Raw genomic sequence first — 19,686 nt, 5'->3', positions numbered from 1 at the left:
ACTTGTGCGGCCCCCGCCGGGGTTGCAGCCCTAGAGGAAGGTGTCCTTGTGTCCCGCCGCAGAATCGGCTTCTGGTACCGCTTCGCCGCGGTGATCTGCAAACCGCCGCTGGTGGTTCTGATCAAGCGGGACTGGCGTGGAATGGAGCACATTCCGGCCGAGGGCGGATTTATCACCGCGGTGAACCACAATTCCCACGTGGACCCCTTCGCGTACGCGCACTATCAGTACAACACCGGGCGGGTTCCGCGATTCCTGGCGAAGAGCGGGCTTTTCAAGAAGGGATTCGTGGGCGCCGCCATGCGCGGCACCGGGCAGATCCCCGTCTACCGCGAGTCCACGGACGCCCTCAGCGCCTTCCGGGCCGCGATCGACGCCGTGGAGCGCGGCGAGTGCGTCGCGTTCTACCCCGAGGGCACCCTCACCCGCGACCCGAACGGCTGGCCCATGACCGGCAAGACCGGCGCCGCCCGGGTCGCCCTGCAGACCAAGTGCCCGGTCATCCCCGTCGCGCAGTGGGGCGCCAACGAACTGCTGCCGCCCTACGCCAAGAAGCCGAACCTCTTCCCGCGCAAGACGCACCACGTGCTCGCGGGACCCCCCGTGGACCTCTCCCGTTTCTACGACCAGGAGATGACCCCCGAGGTGCTGAAGGAGGCCACCGAGGTCATCATGGCGGCCATCACCCGCCAGCTGGAGGTGATCCGCGGCGAGAAGGCGCCCGAGACGCCCTACGACCCGCGCCGCGAGCGGATCGAGCAGCGCCGCCGCACCCAGGCGCAGACGGAGGGCCGGCAAGTGGAAGGGCAGAGCAAGTGAGCGCACCGGTAAGGGTGGCGGTCTTCAGCGCCGGCTCGTGGGGCACCGCCTTCGGCATGGTGCTCGCCGACGCCGGCTGCGAGGTCACCCTGTGGGCCCGCCGGCCGGAGGTCGCGGAGGCGATCAACACCACCCGGATCAACCCCGACTACCTGCCGGGCGTCGAACTCCCCGAGAACGTCAGGGCCACCACCGACCCGGCCGAGGCCGCGGCCGGCGCCGACTTCACGGTCCTGTCCATCCCCTCCCAGACCCTGCGCGCCAATCTCGCCGAGTGGGCCCCGCTGCTCGCTCCGGACACCGTCCTCGTCTCCTTGATGAAGGGCGTCGAACTCGGCTCCACCATGCGGATGAGCGAGGTCGTCGAGGACGTCGCCAAGGTCGGCGCGGACCGGATCGCGGTCGTCACCGGACCCAACCTGGCCCGCGAGATCGCCGCCCGCATGCCCGCCCTGGCCGTCGTGGCCTGCACCGACGAGCGGGTCGCCCAGCGGCTCCAGGCGGCCTGCCACACGCCGTACTTCCGGCCGTACACCAACACCGACGTGGTCGGCTGCGAACTCGCCGGCGCGGTCAAGAACGTCATCGGGCTCGCGGTGGGCATCGCCGACGGCATGGGGCTCGGCGACAACGCCAAGGGCTCGCTCATCACGCGCGGCCTCGCCGAGACCACCCGGCTCGGCCTCGCGATGGGCGCCGACCCGCTGACCTTCTCGGGACTCGCGGGCCTGGGCGACCTGGTGGCCACCTGCTCCTCGCCGCTGTCCCGCAACCACACCTTCGGCACCAACCTCGGCAAGGGCATGACGCTGGAGGAGACCATCGCGGTCACCAAGCAGACCGCCGAGGGCGTCAAGTCCTGCGAGTCCGTGCTGGATCTGGCCCGCCGGCACGGTGTCGACATGCCCATCACCGAGACGGTCGTCAGCATCGTGCACGAGGGCAAGTCGCCGGTCGTCGCGCTCAAGGAACTGATGGCCCGCAGCGCCAAGCCCGAGCGACGCTGAGCCTGCCCCGAACATGCGCCGGCGCCGGAAGGTGCCGGGCCCTGAACAGGCGCTGACGCCGGGATGCGTGGGGGCGGGCAGATGCTGCCGGGCCCGAGGGGGTGTCGAGACCGGAGGCCCTGCCTGGGGAAGCGGTAGGTCCGGGAGGCGTTGGGCGCTGGGGACGTGCCGGCGCCGGGATGCATCGGGCCCGGGAGGTGCCGAGGCCCGGAGGCGTTGCCTGGGGAGGCGGTCAGCCCAGGGGTGTCGAGGCCGTGAGGCGTTGTCCGGGGATGCGGGACGATGCGCCCCGTGGACGCGCCGGCGCCGGGAGACGCGGAGGTTCGGAGACGTCGGGCCCCGTAGACGTCGCGGCCTTGGGACGCGTCGCGCCGGGAGGGGCCGGAAGCGCGTGTCCGAGGAGGCGTCGGGACCGGGGCGCCGGACCCCGAGCACGCCCCCATGCCGGCTCGGGAGGCGTCGGGCACGACACTGAGCGACCGTCCGTGCGACGCTGAGCGACGGCCCGGGAGCGCGCGCTGACTTGGGCGCTACCTACAGGTACTCTCAACGCGATATGAGCACCGAGAACCTTCCCCAGAGCCCTGAGCAGCCGTCGCGCAAGCCGCGCGTGGCCGTCGTGTTCGGCGGGCGCAGTTCCGAACACGGGATCTCCGTGGTCACCGCCGGCGCCGTCCTCAAGGCCATCGACCGGACGAAGTACGACGTCCTGCCGATCGGCATCACCACGGACGGCCGCTGGGCGCTGACGGCCGACGAGCCGGAGCGGATGGCCATCACCGACCGCCGCACCCCCAGCGTGGCCGAGCTGGCGGAATCGCACGAGGGCGGCGTGGTGCTCCCCGTCGACCCGTCGAACCGCGAGGTCGTCTACAGCGAGCCCGGCTCCGTGCCCAAGGCGCTCGGCGAGGTCGACGTGGTCTTCCCGGTGCTCCACGGCCCCTACGGCGAGGACGGCACGCTCCAGGGCCTGCTGGAGCTGTCCGGGGTGCCGTACGTCGGCTCCGGCGTGCTCGCCTCGGCCGTCGGCCAGGACAAGGAGTACATGAAGCGGATCTTCACCTCCTACGGGCTCAAGGTCGGCCCGTACCTGGTGATCCGGCCCCGCGAGTGGGCCCAGGACGAGTCCGCCGCCCGCAAGCGGATCGTCGACTTCGCCGGCGAGCACGGCTGGCCGCTGTTCGTGAAGCCCGCGCGCGCGGGCTCGTCCATCGGCATCACGAAGGTCGACGACCTGTCCGGCCTGGACGAGGCGATCGCCGAGGCGCAGTCCCACGACCCGAAGATCCTGGTCGAGGCGGCCGTGCGCGGCCGTGAGATCGAGTGCGGCGTCCTGGAGTTCGAGGACGGCCCGCGTGCCTCCGTCCCGGCCGAGATCCCGCCGCCGGACGCGCACGCGTACTACGACTTCGAGGCCAAGTACATCGACTCCACGCCCGGCATCGTCCCGGCCCCGCTCACCGAGGAGCAGACCGCCGAGGTGCGCGGGCTCGCCGTCGAGGCGTTCGAGGCGGCCTCCTGCGAGGGCCTGGTCCGCGCGGACTTCTTCCTCACCGAGGACGGCGAGTTCGTGATCAACGAGATCAACACCATGCCCGGCTTCACGCCGATCTCGATGTACCCGCAGATGTGGCAGGCGAGCGGGATCAGCTATCCCGAGCTGGTGGACCGCCTGGTGCAGGCGGCGCTGCGCCGCTCGACGGGGCTGCGCTGACCCCCTCGGCTCTCATCCGCGCATGGAGGCGATCCCCTTCGGGATCGCCTTCTTCACGGCCGGCGCCAGGTCCGTCATCACCTGGGCGCTGTCGTCCGGCCCGGACAGCCTCTTCGGCAGGGTCACCTGCACGTACGCCCGGCGATTGGCCGTGGTGAACCGCCAGCTGCCGTCGCCCTGCTTCTCCATCAGCCACTCGACGCCGTTCACCCCGCCGGCGATCGCGTTCGGGTCCTCGCCCTGCGCCACCTTGGCATCGACCATCTTCGGCGGCCGGACGATGCCGCAGCGCAGTATGATCGCCGGGCTTCCCCAGCCCGCCGTGTAGGCGGACCGGGGCTCGGGGTCGGCGCGCGGCTGCCCGTCCACCCTCTGCGGCAGGACCTTGTCCAGGTCCCGGCAGAGCGGGGCGGTCCGCGCGTCAGGGGTGGGAACCGCCACGGTGCCGCTGTCGTCTGCCGTGGAACAGCCCGCGACCGCGACGAGCAGGGCCGGCGCGAACAGGGCGAGGGGCCGGTGACGGAAGATGTTCACCGGCCAAGCGTAGACGGGGGCTACAGATGCACCACCGGACAGGTCAGGGTGCGCGTGATGCCGTCCACTTGCTGGACCTTCGCGACCACCATGCGGCCGAGCTCGTCGACCGTCTCGGCCTGGGCCCGCACGATGACGTCGTACGGGCCGGTCACGTCCTCGGCCTGGAGCACTCCGGGAATCTTGCTGATCGTCTCGGCGACGGTCGACGCCTTGCCGACCTCCGTCTGGATCAGGATGTACGCCTGTACCACGGAACCTCCAGGGCGGCCACGAGGATCATGTGGGGAAAAGGAACGCCACGGTATCGCGTCGCCGCTCCCCGAGGGGAGACCTGCGGGAACCGGGCTTGCGCGCCAGGGTGCAGGCACGACGGAAGTTGACGGTCATCTCGACCGTATCGGGGACACTGGTGACGCGCGACCGGGCGTGGCAAGGCACAGAAGGGGCTTGAGGCAATGAAGGGCACAGTGGGTGAGCTAGGTGAGTTCGGGCTCATCCGGGAGCTGACCTCCCGTCTCACCACCACCCCGGCGGTCCGGGTCGGCCCCGGCGACGACGCCGCGGTGGTCGCCGCGCCCGACCGGCGGGTGGTGGCGAGCACCGACATCCTGCTGGAGGGCCGGCACTTCCGCCGCGACTGGTCCACGGCCTACGACGTCGGCCGCAAGGCCGCCGCGCAGAACCTCGCGGACATCGCCGCCATGGGCGCCGTGCCGACCGCGCTCCTGCTCGGTCTGGTCGTCCCCGCTGAACTGCCGGTCACCTGGCCGACCGAGCTGATGGACGGCCTGCGCGACGAGTGCCAGGTCGCCGGCGCCTCCGTGGTCGGCGGGGACGTCGTACGCGGCGACACGATCATGGTGTCGATCACCGCGCTCGGCGATCTGCGCAACCACGAACCCGTCACGCGCGCGGGTGCCCAGCCCGGCGACCTCGTGGCCGTCACCGGCTGGCTGGGCTGGTCCGCGGCCGGGTACGCGGTGCTCGCCCGCGGTTTCCGCTCGCCCCGCGCCTTCGTCGAGGCCCACCGGCGCCCCGAGCCGCCGTACCACGCGGGCCCGGCCGCCGCCGCGCTCGGCGCCACCGCGATGTGCGACGTCAGCGACGGCCTGATCGCCGACCTCGGGCACATCGCCGAGGCCAGCAAGGTCCGCATCGACATCCGCTCCGGCGCGATCGACATCCCGACGCAGATGAACGACATCGGGCAGGCCGTCGGCGTCGACCCGCTCCAGTGGGTGCTGAGCGGGGGAGAGGACCACGCGATCGTGGCGACCTTCCCGCCGGACGCCAAGCTCCCGGCCCGCTGGAAGGTCATCGGTGAGGTCCTCAACCCCTCCGCGCTGCCCCAGGTGACCGTCGACGGCGCCCCCTGGACCAGCAAGGGCGGCTGGGACCACTTCGGGGACATCGAGTCATGATCCCCCGGGTGCTCACCGTGGCCGGCTCGGACTCCGGCGGCGGCGCCGGCGTCCAGGCCGACCTGAAGACGATGCTCGCGCTCGGCGTGCACGGCATGAGCGTGCTCACCGCGGTGACCGCGCAGAACTCCGTGGGGGTGCAGGGCGCCTGGGAGCTGCCCGTGGAGGCGGTCCGGGCCCAGTACCGCAGCGTCGTGGACGACATCGGCGTCCAGGCCGTGAAGACCGGCATGCTGGCCTCCGCCGAACTGGTCGAGGCGGTCGCCGAGTTGATCTCCGGCACGGACGCACCGGCCGTGGTCGACCCGGTCGGCGTCTCCAAGCACGGCGACCCGCTGCTGGCCGCCTCCGCCCTGGAGTCCGTACGGACGAAGCTGCTGCCGGTGGCGACCGTGGCCACCCCGAACCTGGACGAGGTGGCCCAACTCACCGGCGTCCGCGTCACGTCGGAGGGCGATCTGCGACGGGCCGCCGCGGCCGTGCTGGAGTTCGGTCCCCGCTGGGTGCTGATCAAGGGCGGACACCTGGCGGGCGACGCCGTGGACCTGCTCACCGACGGCTCCGAGGTCCACCTGCTGCGGGCCCCCCGCCACGACAACCGGCACACGCACGGCACCGGCTGCACCCTCGCCTCCGCCATCGCCTGCGGCCTGGCCAGGGGCCGGTCCGTGCCGGAGGCCGTCGCCGCGGCCAAGGAGTACGTCACCGGGGCCATCGCCGCCGGGTTCGCGCTCGGCGCCGGGATCGGGCCCGTGGACCACGGGTGGGCGCTGCGGCGGGACACCCGCTGAGGGCTCGGGCGGGGTAGCCCGGCACCGCGACGGCGGTCGCCGCCTTCTCCGTCAGCCGTTCGAAGAAGCCGGCCGGCGGCCGGGAGCCGAGCAGCCCGGTACATCCGGTCCCGGTTGCGGACGCGCCGCTCGGTGGCCGGCGCGACCCGGTGATCGCCGCCCGCCAGGCCGGCTCACCGGCGAGGACATGGGCGCCGACGATCGCCACACCCGTGCCCGTGCCGCCCGTCGGGTACGGCAAAAAGCCGGCCCACCCGGAGGTGGACCGGCTCAGTGCAGCGAACCAGACAGTGGCCGCGCGCGGATGGGGGTCCCCCTCGCTCGAGCGGAGTCGAGAGTGGGGGAGGTTGCGTCAGCGCGAGACCTTGCCGGCCTTGATGCACGAGGTGCAAGCGTTCACGCGCTTCGGCGTCCCGCCGACCACGGTACGCACACGCTGGATGTTCGGGTTCCAGCGGCGCGGCGTACGGCGGTGCGAGTGCGAGATGTTGTTGCCGAAGCCCGGCCCCTTGCCGCAGACGTCGCAGTTGGCAGCCACGGGTCACTCCAAAGACTTCAGATGCACTTACGGTTGATCCCGGCATGCCGGGATCGAGATCCTATAAGACCTGAATCTTGAGTGGCGCTGCCAGGGGAATGGCCCGATCGGATCGGGCAACCGGAGCAGCATACAACGGCTGCGTCCGTACAACGAAACTACCATGGCAGCGCGGGCCCCCGGCCCGGCCCTCTTCCGGAGGGCACCGGTCCGGGGTCTACGCTGCGTCCCACGTCGAGCCAGCTCAAGGAGGCGCAGGTGACGCAGGTGCCGCAGACATTCCTCGATGCTCTCGCGGTGCGCACCTGGTGCGGTCTGGCGCTGCGGGCCCTTGGGAGGGCCCGGGAGGAGATCGACGCGATCAACGTCTATCCGGTGGCGGACGGCGACACCGGGACCAACCTGTACCTGACCGTGGAGTCGGCGGCGACGGCCGTCGAGGCGGTGTTCGCCGGGTACGAGACCGGCTCGGGGGAGCCCGCGCTGGCGGACGCCGTCCGGGCCATGGCCCACGGCGCGCTGATCGGGGCCCGGGGCAACTCGGGGACGATCCTCGCGCAGCTGCTGCGCGGGATGGCGCAGGTGCTCGCCGACGACGGTGACGCCTCTCACATCGACGGCCAGGGACTGCGGCTGGCCCTGCGCCGGGCCGCCGACTCCGCCCGGCAGGCCGTGGCCCGCCCCGTCGAGGGCACGGTGCTCACGGTCGCCTCGGCCGCCGCCGACGCCGCCGAGGGGGCCGACGGGGACTGCCGGACGGTCGCGCGGGCCGCCTACGAGGGAGCGCGGACGGCTCTCGCGGCGACCCCGGCCCAGCTGGCCGTGCTGGAGCGGGCCGGCGTGGTCGACGCGGGCGGCCGGGGGCTGGTGGCGGTGCTGGGGGCGCTGGTGGAGGCGTTCACGGGGGAGGCGGTACGGGAGCCGGTGCGCGAGCTTCCGCTCCGTGACGTTCCGGCCCGTGAGCTTGCGGCTCCCGACTCCCTGCTGCGGGAGATCCCGCAGCCCCACGGAGCCGTGTCCGTACCCGTGTCCGTGTCCGCTCCCGACGGCCACGCGCCCGCGCCCGCGCGCGTGGCGGCCCCCGAGCGGTGCGCCGACGCCGCCGCGCCCGGCGGACCGGCCTTCGAGGTGATCTATCTCCTGGAGGCCGACGACGCGGCCGTGACCCGGCTGCGCGCGCGGCTCGACGCCCTCGGGGACTCCCTGGTCGTGGTCGGCGGCGACGGGCTGTGGAACGTTCATGTGCACGTCGACGACGCCGGCGCCGCCGTGGAGGCCGGCGTGGAGGCCGGGCGGCCGTACCGGATCCGGATCACCCACTTCGGGCTCGGCGACGTGCGCACCGGCCGCGAGCGCCCGCCGCGCGAGCGGACCCAGCGGGCGGTCGTCGCCGTCGTACCGGGCGAGGGGCTGGCCGCGCTGTACGCCGAGTCGGGCGCCACCACCGTCCTCGCGCGCCCCGGCGAGCCGCCCGCCAGCGGAGAGCTGGTGCAGGCGGTACGGCGGGCCCACGCACGGGAGGTCGTGCTGCTGCCCAACGACGCCGACCTGCGGCACACGGCCGCCGCCGCGGCCGAACAGGCCCGCGCCGAGGGCATCCGCGTGGCCCTCATCCCGACCCGCTCGGCGGTCCAGGGCATCGCCGCGCTCGCGGTGCACGAGCCGGGGCGCCGGTTCGACGAGGACGTCGTCCAGATGACCTCGGCGGCGGGCGCCACCCGGTACGCCGAGGTCGTCGTGGCCGAGCGCCAGTCCTGGACGACGGCCGGCGTCTGCCAGGCAGGGGACGTGCTCGGCCTGATCGACGGCGACGTCGCGGTGATCGGCACGGACGTCACCGCCACCGCCCGCACCGTCCTCGACCGCATGCTCCAGGCCGGCGGCGAACTCGTCACGCTCGTCGTCGGCGACGAGGCGCCCGAGACCGCCGCCGCACAGCTGGAGGCACGGGTACGGGAGTCCTACCTGGCCGTGGACACGGTGGTGTACCGGGGCGGCCGGCAGGGGACCCTGCTGCTCATCGGCGTCGAGTGACGGCGGGGACGGCTCAGCCCCGTCCGGTGTCCTCCCCTTCCGGCTCTCGTGCCGCCTCCAGCAACTCGGCCGCCTCCTCCCGCCGGGCCCGGGCCGTCTCGTCCCCCTCGGCCGCGCCCTCGTAGACCGCGAGCACCTCACGCGCGCGTGCCGCCGCCCGCGCCGGACGGCCGAGGCCCGCCTCCAGCCGGCCCGCGGCCAGTTCTGCGCCGGTACGGTCGTGCAGTCCGGCCGCGCCGAGCGTCGCGAACACCGCCACGGCCCGGGTCATCTGCTCCAGCGCCGCCTCGAACGCGTCCCCGACCGCCGGATCCCCGGCGTCCCCGGCTGCCGAACGGGCCAGCAGCTCCGCGAACTGCCGGTACGTGCCGCCCAGTTCGGTGGCCAGCTCCTCCCGCTGCGCCGCCCCCTCGGCCGCCGCCAGCGCGGTCTCGCACTCCCGTACCGCCTGGCTCATCAGCGCGCGGGCGTCCGCGGCCCCCGGCCCGTCGTCGAGGGCGAGCCAGGCGCGGGCGCGCAGCGAGCGGACCAGGAACGGGGTGTTGCCGAGCGCGCGCCACAGGTCGCCCGCGCGCGCGTACGCACGGTCGGCCTCCGCCGCCAGCCCGGCGTTGCCCAGCGACTCGGCGGCGAGGTGGGCGAGCGTGGCGTGGTCCTGCTGCTCGGGCCAGTGCCGGGCGAGGTCGGCGGCCTTGAGCCGCTGTTCGGCGGCGGCCCGGTGCTCGCCCAGCTCGCCCAGGCAGTCCCCGAGCCACCAGCGGGCCTGGACGACCGCCCCGTCGCCGTGGGTGTCGGCGCCGAGGTCGGCCAGTGCGGACTCCAGCACCTCGGCTGCCTCCGCGTACCGGCCCCGGCGCAGCAGGAAACCGCCGAGCTGCTGCCGTGCCCAGGCCCCCAGGGTGCCGCTCTCACCGGCCTCGTCGGCCCAGTGCGCGGCCTCCAGCGCGTGCCCGGCCGCCTCACCGGGCGCGTCCCGGCCACCGAGCACCTCGGCGAGCTGAAGGTGCAACTGGGCCCGGCCGACCGGCTCCACGTACGGCGCGCCGTGCTCCAGGGCCGCCCGCAGCGCCCGCTCGGCCCCGGCCAGGTCACCGGCCTGGTGGGCCAGGGCGGCGACCTGCACCTGGTACTCCACCGCGAACCAGGCGAGCCCGGCGGCCACGTACGCGTCGGCGGCCCGCCGGAACGACTCCGCCGCCCGCCCGGCGTCGCCGGTCACCCCGGCCAACTCGCCGAGCATGGCCCACGCCTCCGCGCCCCGCGCAGCCAATCGCACGTCGTCGCCGCCACGCCCGTCGACGAGCGCCAGCACCTCCCGCACGGCGACCTCGGCCTCCGCGACGGCCCGCCCGACACCGACGGCGGCCGGCACCCGCCCGGCACCGGTCACCCCGGAGCCCGCGCCGGCGACGGCCTGCCGGCCGTCGGTGGCGTCCCGCGCCTCGCCGGCGACGGTCCGCCCGGCGTCCGCGATGCCGTCACCCCCGGTCTCCGCCCCGTTCCTCCCGGCCTCGCCGGCGTCCGCCCGGGTCTGCGTGCCACCCGCCCGGAAGTCCGCGACGGCCTGCCCGGCCTCTCCGGAGCCCGTCCCGGTGGGCTCCTCGAACTCCCCGCCGGCCCCGGCGCCGCCGCCCACCGCCTCGTGCACCCGGCGCATCAGTACCCGGGCCCGGCTCATCGCCACGGACGCCGCCTGGCGTACTCCGGTCGCCTCGCCGGCGTACAGGGCGAGCGCCTCGTCGTACAGGGACGTGACCGTGGTGAGGGCCGCGTCCAGCTCGCCCGTCAGGGCGCGGATGTGGGCCCCACGCGCGCGGGCCGCCAGGGCCTCGCCGGGGTCGCCCGCCTCCGCGTACAGCGCCGCGGCCCGCTCGAACAGCCCGATTCCCTCCGGCCCCCGGGCCATCGCCTCGTGGTCGGCGATCTCCGCCCGGTCGCGTGCCGTGAGGGCGGCGCCGTCCCCCGCGGCCCGTGCGACCGCCGCCCAAGCCTCCAGGGCCTGCGGCCGCAGGGTGTCCGACAGGAGCCGCGCCTCGGCGAGCAGGGCGGGCAGGTCCGGTTCGCCGGGGGCCGCCGGCGCCGAGGGGGCGACCGCGGGCGTCGGCGCCGGCGCGGTACGCACCGTGCGCACGCCCAGCGGGAGGCGGTCCACCAGCGGGCGCTGGGCCATCCGCGCGCGGACGCGGTCGCCGACGGCGGACGTGCCGTTGCGCCGGTCGAACCGCTCGGCGAGCTCCGTCGCCTCCGTGCGCGCGTGCACCGCAAGCTCCCGTGCCGTCCAGGTCCGCCCGGCCGGCCCCGGCACCCGCTGCCCGCCGTGCCCCAGCACGGTCAGCCGGTCCATCAGCAGCGTCACCACGGCCAGGAAGTCCAGCCGGCTGCGTGGCTGCCCGGTGTCCGTGAAGTACGCCGGCCGCTCCGCCAGCAGCTCCAGACCGCGCGCCTCGTTCCCGGTCAGCGCGCAGAACTCCACGTGGTCGGCGTACGCGCCCCGCATGCTCTCCATGGACCGCACCAGCCGGAAGCCCCGCAGATGGTGCGCGCGGGCCTCCTCGACGCGCCCCAGCCGCAGCAGCGGGGCCAGCGAGGAGGCGAGCACGTTGTGCGGCTCGTGGGCACACGCGAACTCGCCCTCCTGCACCGGCCGCCACAGTTCGAGCGCCTCGGCGTCGCGCCCGCACCGCACCTGCCAGACGCCCTGCCCGTGCAGCTCGCAGGCGTGACAGTCGGCCATCCGGTCCCGGTCGGCGGCCAGCCACGCCGTGTACGCCCGCTCCGCGCGCGCGAGGTCCCCGATGTGCGCGGCCACGCTGAACTCGGCGCTGCGCACGGCCCGTTCGGAGTGCCCCGCGAGCCGGTAGCGGTGCTCCATCTCGCCGAGCCACTTCTCCACCGACGCGAGCGGGACGTGCGGCTGGTCCAGCATGCCCGCCGACACCCACTTGAAGACCCAGTACAGCGAGTGCGTCTCGTACGCGTCGAAGTCCTCGGGCCGCTCGTCCCACATGCGCAGCAGCCGCGCGAACGGGACGAACATCTTGTCCTTCTCGGAGCTGTAGTTGTAGACCTTCAGCTGGTGCCCGAGCGCCTCGATCACGGCGAGCGGGACGTCCAGCTTCTCGGCCTCGGCGAGCAGCTGCTCCGCGCGCGCGTTGCGGGCCGGGCCCTCCGGCTGCTCGGAGTTCTCCGCCAGCGCCCGGCGCAGCGCGTCGAAGTCGGTGATCCCGCTCATCGTCCGTCCCCCTCTCCGTGGGTCGCCCATTCGAGCAGCCCGATGAACGCCCGGTTGAGCAGCGCCGAGTCGGCCGGCCTGAGCGGGCGCTGCGCCATCAGCAGGGCCTGCCCGTACAGCGACTCGGTCGCGGTGCCGATCAGCTCCGGGTCGCCGAGCGAACCGATCCGCCGGACCAGCGGGTTGAGATGGTTGAGCACCAGACGCGCGCGCGGGGCGCTGCCGCGCAGCGAGCCCAGGATGCCCGCCCACAGGTCGTCGGCCTGCTCCTCGGCCGCCGCGCGGGCCTGCTCGTGCCGGGCGGCCCGGTCGTCCAGGTGCAGCGCGGGCACGGTCAGCGGGTGGAAGGCCCGCAGGACGACGTCACAGCCGAGCGGGTCGAGCCGGTCCCGCGCGGCGGCCAGGAACCCGGACAGCGCCAGCTCCTCGGCCGGGTCCACCGCGTCCAGGTGCGCGGTCACGGTGTCCGCGTCCAGCTCGGCGACCACCGTCCCCGGCCGCACCCGCGGCAGCGCCTCGACCAGCTCGCTGTCGTACGTGTAACCGCCGTTGACCACGCCGACGCCCTGGGCGGCCGCGATCGGCGCGACCTGCCGGTACTCCTCGACCGTCCGCGTGAAGTGCACCACCGGGTGCCGCCGTGCGAACTCCTCCAGGGACAGCTGCCCGTCGGTCGTCTCGAACGGCAGCCACGGCAGCATCGTGCGCAGCATGTCGGCGTCGTGCCGGGCGAGGGACTTCACGCCCAGGTGGTGCACGGCGAGGAAGGCCGCGAGCCGCTCGGGATCACCGGCCGCGAGCCCGGTCAGCCAGGACCGGATCCGCGTCCCGAGCGCGTCCCGCACCGCGGCCAGCGTCTCGTCCTCGTACAGCGACTCGCGCGAGGCGGTCGGCCGCAGGCTGTCGGTGTCCAGCACGCAGCGCACGAAGAACGCCCAGTCCGGCAGCAGCTGTTCGGCCCGCTCGGTGAGCAGCATGCCCTTCAGGTGCACACGGTGGGTCGCCCGCTGGGCCGGGCTGACCGCCGACGGCAGCACGTACGCCACCCCGCGGACCCCGGCCACCGGCACGTCCAGGTCGATGGAGTCCAGCGGGGTGAACCCGAACAGCTCACGGCAGTGCCGGGCCAGCGCGACCCGGCGGGCGGCCGGACCGGGATGAGCGCGGTCCCAGGGCGCGGGCAGCTCGGTGACGGGCTCGTCGCCGACCCGGACGTCGTACGGCAGCAGGGAGCCGAAGTCCCGGGCCAGGTCGCGGACCCGCTCCGGGGCCAGCCACTCGGCCGCACCGGCCCGCGCGGTCAGGTACACGGTCGTGCCCGGCTCGGGCCGCTCGGCGTCGGGCAACGTGCGCACGGTGTACGAGCCGTCGTCCCGGGCGGTCCACTCCACCGGCGGGGCCCCGGGCGTCCGGGCGCTGCGGCTGACCACCCGGATCCGCTCGGCGACCACGAAACAGGCCAGCAGCCCGATGCCGAACTGCCCGAGGAAGTCCGACCGGGCCTCCTCCAGGCCCTCGGCCCGCTTGGAGCTGCGCCCGATGGTCGCCAGCAGGCCGTGCACGTCCGGTTCGGTGAGCCCGACACCGGTGTCCTCCACCCGCAGCCCGCCGTCCGCCGTATACAGCCGGATCCGCGCCGGGGCGTCCGGGTCGGCGGCCCGGCGGGCGGTGACGGCGTCCACGGCGTTCTGCAGCAGCTCGCGCAGATAGACCTTGGGGCTGGAGTAGAGGTGATGGGAGAGCAGGTCCACCAGACCACGCAGGTCGACCTGGAAGCTGTGAGGCGGACGGGGTGACTGGGATGGCTGGGATGCCGGAGAGGTCTGGGAGTCCATCGTCACTGCGCCGGAGGGGGCGTGCGTGCGGCGCGGGGTCGGGCGGTCCCGGCGGGGCGGTGACCGCGAAGGATGGCCGGAGCGCGCCATCCTAGGGCCGGAACAGCCCGCCTGACCAGGAGTTTCCCGGATGTTTACGGCATCCGGCCGGTAATCCGCGGGGCGGGGTGTACGGCATTGTCAGTGGCGTGGTGTGCAATGGATCTCGTGCCCGCACTGCAAGAACCGCTCAAGAAGGTGCTCGGCCCCGCCACCGCGAAGGTGATGGCCGAGCACCTCGGCCTGCACACCGTCGGCGACCTGCTCCACCACTACCCGCGCAGATACGAGGAGCGCGGCCAGCTCACGCACCTCGCGGACCTCCCCATGGACGAGCACGTCACGGTGGTCGCCCAGGTCGCCGACGCCCGGCTGCACACCTTCGCCTCGGCCAAGGCGCCCCGCGGCAAGGGCCAGCGCCTCGAGGTCACCATCACCGACGGCAGCGGCCGGCTCCAGCTCGTCTTCTTCGGCAACGGCGTGCACAAGCCCCACAAGGAGCTGCTGCCGGGCACCCGCGCGATGTTCGCCGGCAAGGTCTCCGTCTTCAACCGCCGCCTCCAGCTGGCCCACCCCGCCTACGAACTGCTGCGAGGCGACAGCGAGGAGGCCGTCGAGACCTGGGCGGGCACCCTGATCCCCATCTACCCGGCCACCGCCAAGTTGGAGTCCTGGAAGATCGGCAAAGCCGTGCAGACGGTGCTCCCGAGCGCCCAGGAAGCCCTCGACCCCCTGCCCGGCGCCCTCCGTGAGGGCCGCGGCCTGCTCCCGCTCCCCGAGGCCCTGCTCAAGATCCACCGCCCGCACACCAAGGCCGACATCGCCGACGCCCGCGCCCGCCTGAAGTGGGACGAGGCCTTCGTCCTCCAGGTCGCCCTGGCCCGCCGCCGGCACGCCGAGACCCAGCTCCCGGCCGTCCCCCGCGTCCCCGGCCCGGACGGCATCCTCGCGGCCTTCGACGACCGCCTCCCCTTCACCCTCACCGAGGGCCAGCGCAAGGTCACCGAGGAGATCTTCGCCGACCTCGCCACCGCCCACCCGATGCACCGCCTGCTGCAGGGCGAGGTCGGATCCGGCAAGACCCTGGTCGCCCTGCGCGCCATGCTCGCCGTGGTCGACGCCGGGGGCCAGGCGGCCATGCTCGCGCCCACCGAGGTCCTCGCCCAGCAGCACCACCGCTCGGTCACCGAGATGATGGGCGAACTGGCGGAGGGAGGGATGCTGGGCGGCGCCGAGCACGCCACCAAGGTCGTCCTGCTCACCGGCTCCATGGGCACGGCCGCCCGCCGTCAGGCGCTGCTGGACCTGGCCACCGGCGAGGCCGGGATCGTCATCGGCACCCACGCCCTGATCGAGGACAAGGTCCAGTTCCACGACCTCGGCCTGGTCGTGGTGGACGAACAGCACCGCTTCGGCGTGGAACAGCGCGACGCACTGCGCGGCAAGGCGCACTCCCAGGGGGAGAGGCGGTCCCCGCACCTCCTCGTCATGACCGCCACCCCCATCCCGCGCACGGTCGCCATGACGGTCTTCGGCGACCTGGAGACCTCCGTCCTCGACCAGCTCCCGGCCGGCCGCTCCCCGATCGCCAGCCATGTCGTCCCGGCCGCCGACAAGCCCCACTTCCTGGCCCGTGCCTGGGAACGGGTCCGCGAGGAGGTCGCAGGCGGCCACCAGGCGTACGTGGTCTGCCCGCGGATCGGGGACGAGGAGGACGACCCGGGGAAGTCCGGCAAGAAGAAGCCCCCGCAGGACGAGGCGGACAAACGCCCCCCGCTGGCCGTGCTCGACGTGGCCGACCAGCTCGCCCGCGGCCCCCTGAAGGGCCTGAAGGTGGAGGTGCTGCACGGCCGGATGCACCCCGACGAGAAGGACGCCGTGATGCGCCGCTTCGCCGCGGGCGAGACGGACGTCCTGGTCGCCACCACCGTCATCGAGGTCGGCGTCAACGTCCCCAACGCCACGGCCATGGTCATCATGGACGCCGACCGCTTCGGCGTCTCCCAGCTCCACCAGCTGCGCGGCCGGGTCGGCCGCGGCTCCGCCCCCGGCCTGTGCCTCCTGGTCACCGAGATGCCCGAGGCCAGCCCGGCCCGCCAGCGCCTGGGCGCCGTCGCCTCCACCCTCGACGGCTTCGAACTCTCCCGCATCGACCTCGAACAGCGCCGCGAGGGCGACGTCCTCGGCCAGGCCCAGTCCGGCGCCCGCTCCAGCCTGCGGGTCCTGGCGGTCATCGAGGACGAGGAGGTCATCGCCGAGGCGAGGCAGGAGGCGGCGGCGGTGGTCGCGGCCGACCCGGAGCTGCACCGGCTGCCCGGCCTGCGCACCGCGCTGGACGCCCTCCTGGACGAGGAGAGGGAGCAGTACCTGGAGAAGGGCTGAGACGGGAACGCCCCGGAGGGGCGCGGCCCCGTCGTCCGTATGCGGCTACCACCGCGCGGGCGCGACCAGCCACAATGAACCGTAAAGCCGCCCACGGAGAAGGACCCCCCATGACCCGCGTGATCGCCGGCGCCGCCGGCGGACGGCGCCTCTCGGTACCGCCCGGCACCGGAACCCGGCCGACCTCCGACCGCGCACGCGAGGGCCTCCTCTCCACCTGGCAGTCCCTCCTCGGCGGCCCCCTGGACGGCGAACGGGTCCTGGACCTCTACGCCGGCTCGGGCGCCGTGGGCCTGGAGGCCCTGTCCCGCGGCGCGCGCCACGTCCTGCTGGTCGAGGCGGACACCCGGGCCGCGCGGACCGTCCGGGAGAACGTGAGAAACCTGGGCCTGCCCGGCGCCGAGGTCAGAACGGGCAAAGCGGAACAGGTCATCAGGCAGGCCGCACCGGAAGAGCCCTACGACCTCGTCTTCCTCGACCCCCCGTACGCCGTCACGGATGACGATCTTCGGGAGATTCTGCTCACACTCCGCTCGGAACGCTGGCTCGCCGAAGAAGCCCTCGTCACCGTGGAGCGCAGCACCAGAGGCGGCGAATTCCACTGGCCGGACGGCTTCGAGGCCATTCGGTCCCGGCGTTACGGCGAGGGAACGTTTTGGTACGGTCGCGCCGCCTCTACGTGCGAAGACGCACGATGACCGGACCGGAGAGCGAGGGATCACAAGTGCGCCGCGCCGTCTGTCCCGGGTCGTTCGACCCGATCACCAACGGACACCTCGACATCATCGCCCGAGCCTCCCGTCTCTACGACGAGGTCTACGTCGCGGTGATGATCAACAAGTCCAAGAAGGGCCTGTTCGGGATCGAGGAGCGGATCGAGCTGATCCGCCAGGTCACCGCCGAGTACGCCAACGTCCGGGTGGAGGCGTTCCACGGCCTCCTCGTCGACTTCTGCAAGCAGCGCGACATCCCCGCCATCGTCAAGGGCCTGCGGGCCGTCAGCGACTTCGACTACGAACTGCAGATGGCGCAGATGAACAACGGGCTCACCGGTGTGGAGACGCTGTTCGTGCCCACCAACCCCACCTACAGCTTCCTCTCCTCCTCCCTCGTCAAGGAGGTCGCGGCCTGGGGCGGCGACGTCTCCCACCTGGTGCCGGCGGAGGTCCTCGAGGCGCTGAACAAGCGCCTCGCCAAGGGATGATGGGGCTACAGTCGTCCCGTCCGTCTCCAACCCGGCTGTAGAGAGTGGCGAGCACAGGTGGACGTGCAGAAGAAGCTCGACGAGATCGTCTCCGCGGTCTCCAGTGCCCGGGCCATGCCCATGTCGGCGTCGTGCGTGATCAACCGTGCCGATCTGCTCGCGATGCTCGAAGAGGTGCGCCAGGCGCTGCCCGGTTCCCTGGCCCAGGCCCAGGAGCTGATCGGCGACCGTGAGCAGATGGTCGAGCAGGCACGGCTGGAGGCCGAGCGGATCATCGAGAACGCGCACGCCGAGCGCGGCTCGCTGATCTCCGACACCGAGATCGCCCGCCGTTCCCAGGCCGAGGCCGACCGGATCCTCGCCGAGGCCCGCAAGGAGGCCGAGGAGATCCGCGCCGAGGCCGACGACTACGTCGACTCCAAGCTCGCCAACTTCGAGGTCGTGCTCACCAAGACCCTCGGCTCCGTCGGACGGGGCCGTGAGAAGCTCCTCGGCACCGGCCCGGGCCTGGACGAGAACGGCTACGAGGACGAGGACGCCCCCGAGCGCAGCCAGGACCCGGAGACCCTGCGCCACAACGCCGACGCCTACGTGGACGCCAAGCTCGGCGCCTTCGAGGCGGTCCTCGCCAAGACCCTGGAGGCCGTCGGCCGAGGCCGGCAGAAGCTGCACGGGCGGATCGCCACGGACGACCTCGGCGCCCTCGCCGACGACACCACGACCTTCCAGCACTCCAGCGACGCCGACTACCTCGCCGACCTCGCGGCCCTCGCGGACAGCGACCGCGCGGCACAGCGGCAGCCCGAGCCGCCCCAGCCGCCCCAGCCGTCGTACGAGCCGCAGCCGGCCTACGGCTACGAGCAGCAGCCGGACCCGTACGCGGGCTTCCCGCAGCAGCCGGAGTACGCCCCGCAACAGGACCCGTACGGCTACCAGCAGGCTGATCCGTACTCCGCCCCCTCCGGCTACGCTCCGGCGGGAGGTGACCCCTTCCAGGGCTACGACGCCCAGCAGGGCGGCTACGACCCCCAGCAGGCCCCGCACCCGCACCAGGCCCAGCAGCAGGCGCCCCACCAGGACCAGCAGGGTTACGCCCTCGACGAGACCAGCCTCTTCGACACAAGCATGATCAGCGCGGAGCAGCTCAGGGCGTACGAGCAGGGCCGGGGCCTGTAGCCCGGGGCGGATTGGGCGCTGAGCGAAAGGTCCAGTATCCTGGCTCTTCGGTCGCGCGTATGTCCGCGATCACCGCTGCCCGGAACACCGACGGGTGGCGTCCCTTCGAGTTCGAAGACCGAAAGCAGGAATGGCTCCCAACGCCCGCCTCGACCACCGCAACCCCCTCGTGTTCGACACGCACGAGCTGGGCCGGCGTCCTGGCGCGTTGCAGCGCCTGACCCGCCGGATCGACGCTCCCCGGGATCTCGGCATCCAGGGAGTCATCGGAGTGCCGGAAGGCACCCCGGTGGAACTCGAACTCCGTCTCGAGTCGGTCATGGAAGGTGTGCTTGTCACAGGCACCGCCCGTGCAACGGCCGAGGGGGAGTGCGTAAGGTGTCTTGAGCCGGTCGAGCTTGAGCTCGAAGCGGACTTCCAGGAACTGTTCTCGTACCCTGACGCCGACGACCGGGGCCGTGTGATCGCGGAACCGGGCGACGACGCCGAGGACGACGAGGACAGGTTCTTCCTCGAGGACGGCCTGTTCGACCTCGAACCCGTGCTGCGCGATGCGGTGGTGCTCGCACTGCCGATGCAGCCGGTGTGCCAGGACGACTGCCCGGGCCTGTGTTCCGAGTGCGGAGCACGGCTCGCGGACGACCCGGACCACCACCATGACGCCGTCGACATCCGTTGGGCGGCTTTGCAGGGACTCGCCGGTTCGACGACGGACGGCGAGAAGGACGAGATGAGCGGCGCCGAAGCGGGCGTCGACGAGAAGCAGGAGAAGTAGCCGTGGCTGTTCCGAAGCGGAAGATGTCGCGCAGCAACACGCGCCACCGCCGGTCGCAGTGGAAGGCTGCGGTCCCCACCCTGGTTGCGTGCGAGCGCTGCCACGAGCCCAAGCTGCAGCACATCGCGTGCCCGTCTTGCGGCACCTACAACAAGCGCCAGGTCCTCGAAGTCTGAGCGGGC

17 protein-coding genes are annotated in these 19,686 nt (G+C 73.3%); 12 read left to right on the top strand and 5 right to left on the bottom strand.

Annotated features, from left to right (window positions below):
* Positions 1–48 precede the first annotated feature (48 nt).
* From AB0946_RS26155 to AB0946_RS26145, 3 genes are all read left to right on the top strand, one after another.
* Positions 49–819, top strand: coding sequence for a lysophospholipid acyltransferase family protein (locus AB0946_RS26155; RefSeq protein WP_366763094.1), 771 nt, complete (start codon positions 49–51; stop codon positions 817–819).
* Positions 816–1,826: an NAD(P)H-dependent glycerol-3-phosphate dehydrogenase gene (locus tag AB0946_RS26150; protein ID WP_366763093.1), complete on the top strand. Its 1,011-nt coding sequence runs from the start codon at positions 816–818 to the stop codon at positions 1,824–1,826. Before AB0946_RS26155 ends, AB0946_RS26150 begins: the two co-directional genes overlap by 4 nt.
* A 556-nt stretch (positions 1,827–2,382) precedes the next feature.
* Positions 2,383–3,540, top strand: a complete 1,158-nt coding sequence (locus tag AB0946_RS26145; RefSeq protein WP_366763092.1) for a D-alanine--D-alanine ligase family protein — start codon at positions 2,383–2,385, stop codon at positions 3,538–3,540.
* A 12-nt stretch (positions 3,541–3,552) separates the two neighbouring features.
* Here the strand turns inward: AB0946_RS26145 and AB0946_RS26140 are convergent, their stop codons facing one another.
* Both AB0946_RS26140 and AB0946_RS26135 read right to left on the bottom strand, forming a co-directional pair.
* The gene (locus tag AB0946_RS26140; protein ID WP_366763091.1) at positions 3,553–4,074 is read right to left on the bottom strand and encodes a DUF3515 domain-containing protein; all 522 of its coding nucleotides are present in this window, start codon (positions 4,072–4,074) and stop codon (positions 3,553–3,555) included.
* Between the two features lie 20 nt (positions 4,075–4,094).
* Entirely contained in the window at positions 4,095–4,328 is a 234-nt protein-coding gene (locus AB0946_RS26135; RefSeq protein WP_030649166.1) for an Lrp/AsnC ligand binding domain-containing protein, read from the bottom strand.
* 204 nt (positions 4,329–4,532) lie between these two features.
* On the opposite strand from AB0946_RS26135, the gene AB0946_RS26130 reads away from it, so the two are divergent.
* Together AB0946_RS26130 and thiD are read left to right on the top strand one after the other, a co-directional pair.
* On the top strand, positions 4,533–5,498 hold the full coding sequence (locus tag AB0946_RS26130) for a thiamine-phosphate kinase (RefSeq protein ID WP_366763090.1): 966 nt from the start codon (positions 4,533–4,535) through the stop codon (positions 5,496–5,498).
* The gene (thiD, locus tag AB0946_RS26125) at positions 5,495–6,289 is read left to right on the top strand and encodes a bifunctional hydroxymethylpyrimidine kinase/phosphomethylpyrimidine kinase (RefSeq protein WP_366763088.1); all 795 of its coding nucleotides are present in this window, start codon (positions 5,495–5,497) and stop codon (positions 6,287–6,289) included. Before AB0946_RS26130 ends, thiD begins: the two co-directional genes overlap by 4 nt.
* Positions 6,290–6,641: 352 nt before the next feature.
* Here the strand turns inward: thiD and rpmB are convergent, their stop codons facing one another.
* The gene (rpmB, locus tag AB0946_RS26120) at positions 6,642–6,827 is read right to left on the bottom strand and encodes a 50S ribosomal protein L28 (RefSeq protein WP_004924906.1); all 186 of its coding nucleotides are present in this window, start codon (positions 6,825–6,827) and stop codon (positions 6,642–6,644) included.
* A gap of 258 nt (positions 6,828–7,085) precedes the next feature.
* On the opposite strand from rpmB, the gene AB0946_RS26115 reads away from it, so the two are divergent.
* The gene (locus tag AB0946_RS26115) at positions 7,086–8,861 is read left to right on the top strand and encodes a DAK2 domain-containing protein (RefSeq protein ID WP_366763086.1); all 1,776 of its coding nucleotides are present in this window, start codon (positions 7,086–7,088) and stop codon (positions 8,859–8,861) included.
* Between the two features lie 13 nt (positions 8,862–8,874).
* Here AB0946_RS26115 and AB0946_RS26110 read toward each other — a convergent pair whose 3' ends face one another.
* Together AB0946_RS26110 and AB0946_RS26105 are read right to left on the bottom strand one after the other, a co-directional pair.
* Positions 8,875–12,093, bottom strand: a complete 3,219-nt coding sequence (locus AB0946_RS26110) for a tetratricopeptide repeat protein (RefSeq protein WP_366763085.1) — start codon at positions 12,091–12,093, stop codon at positions 8,875–8,877.
* Positions 12,090–13,928, bottom strand: coding sequence for an HSP90 family protein (locus AB0946_RS26105; protein WP_366763084.1), 1,839 nt, complete (start codon positions 13,926–13,928; stop codon positions 12,090–12,092). The genes AB0946_RS26110 and AB0946_RS26105 overlap by 4 nt, the downstream gene beginning before the upstream one ends.
* A gap of 198 nt (positions 13,929–14,126) precedes the next feature.
* Between AB0946_RS26105 and recG the strand changes: the two genes are divergently transcribed.
* From recG to rpmF, 6 genes are all read left to right on the top strand, one after another.
* Complete coding sequence (gene recG / locus AB0946_RS26100; protein ID WP_366763083.1) at positions 14,127–16,349, top strand: ATP-dependent DNA helicase RecG; 2,223 nt, start codon at positions 14,127–14,129, stop codon at positions 16,347–16,349.
* 110 nt (positions 16,350–16,459) lie between these two features.
* Complete coding sequence (gene rsmD / locus AB0946_RS26095; protein ID WP_366763082.1) at positions 16,460–17,047, top strand: 16S rRNA (guanine(966)-N(2))-methyltransferase RsmD; 588 nt, start codon at positions 16,460–16,462, stop codon at positions 17,045–17,047.
* 26 nt (positions 17,048–17,073) lie between these two features.
* Positions 17,074–17,553 (top strand): pantetheine-phosphate adenylyltransferase, encoded by a 480-nt coding sequence (coaD, locus tag AB0946_RS26090; RefSeq protein WP_366751087.1) that lies wholly within the window; start codon positions 17,074–17,076, stop codon positions 17,551–17,553.
* A gap of 57 nt (positions 17,554–17,610) precedes the next feature.
* A complete protein-coding gene (locus AB0946_RS26085; protein WP_366763081.1) occupies positions 17,611–18,729 on the top strand; it encodes a cell division initiation protein in 1,119 nt (372 codons plus the stop codon).
* 130 nt (positions 18,730–18,859) lie between these two features.
* Positions 18,860–19,504, top strand: a complete 645-nt coding sequence (locus AB0946_RS26080; RefSeq protein WP_366763116.1) for a DUF177 domain-containing protein — start codon at positions 18,860–18,862, stop codon at positions 19,502–19,504.
* Positions 19,505–19,506: 2 nt separating this feature from the next.
* The gene (rpmF, locus tag AB0946_RS26075; RefSeq protein ID WP_007493396.1) at positions 19,507–19,680 is read left to right on the top strand and encodes a 50S ribosomal protein L32; all 174 of its coding nucleotides are present in this window, start codon (positions 19,507–19,509) and stop codon (positions 19,678–19,680) included.
* Positions 19,681–19,686: the final 6 nt, after the last annotated feature.

The organism is Streptomyces sp. NPDC046870 (genome assembly GCF_040704595.1).
GTDB lineage: Bacteria > Actinomycetota > Actinomycetes > Streptomycetales > Streptomycetaceae > Streptomyces > Streptomyces argyrophylli.
This window is presented reverse-complemented; position numbering and strand designations above follow the sequence as displayed.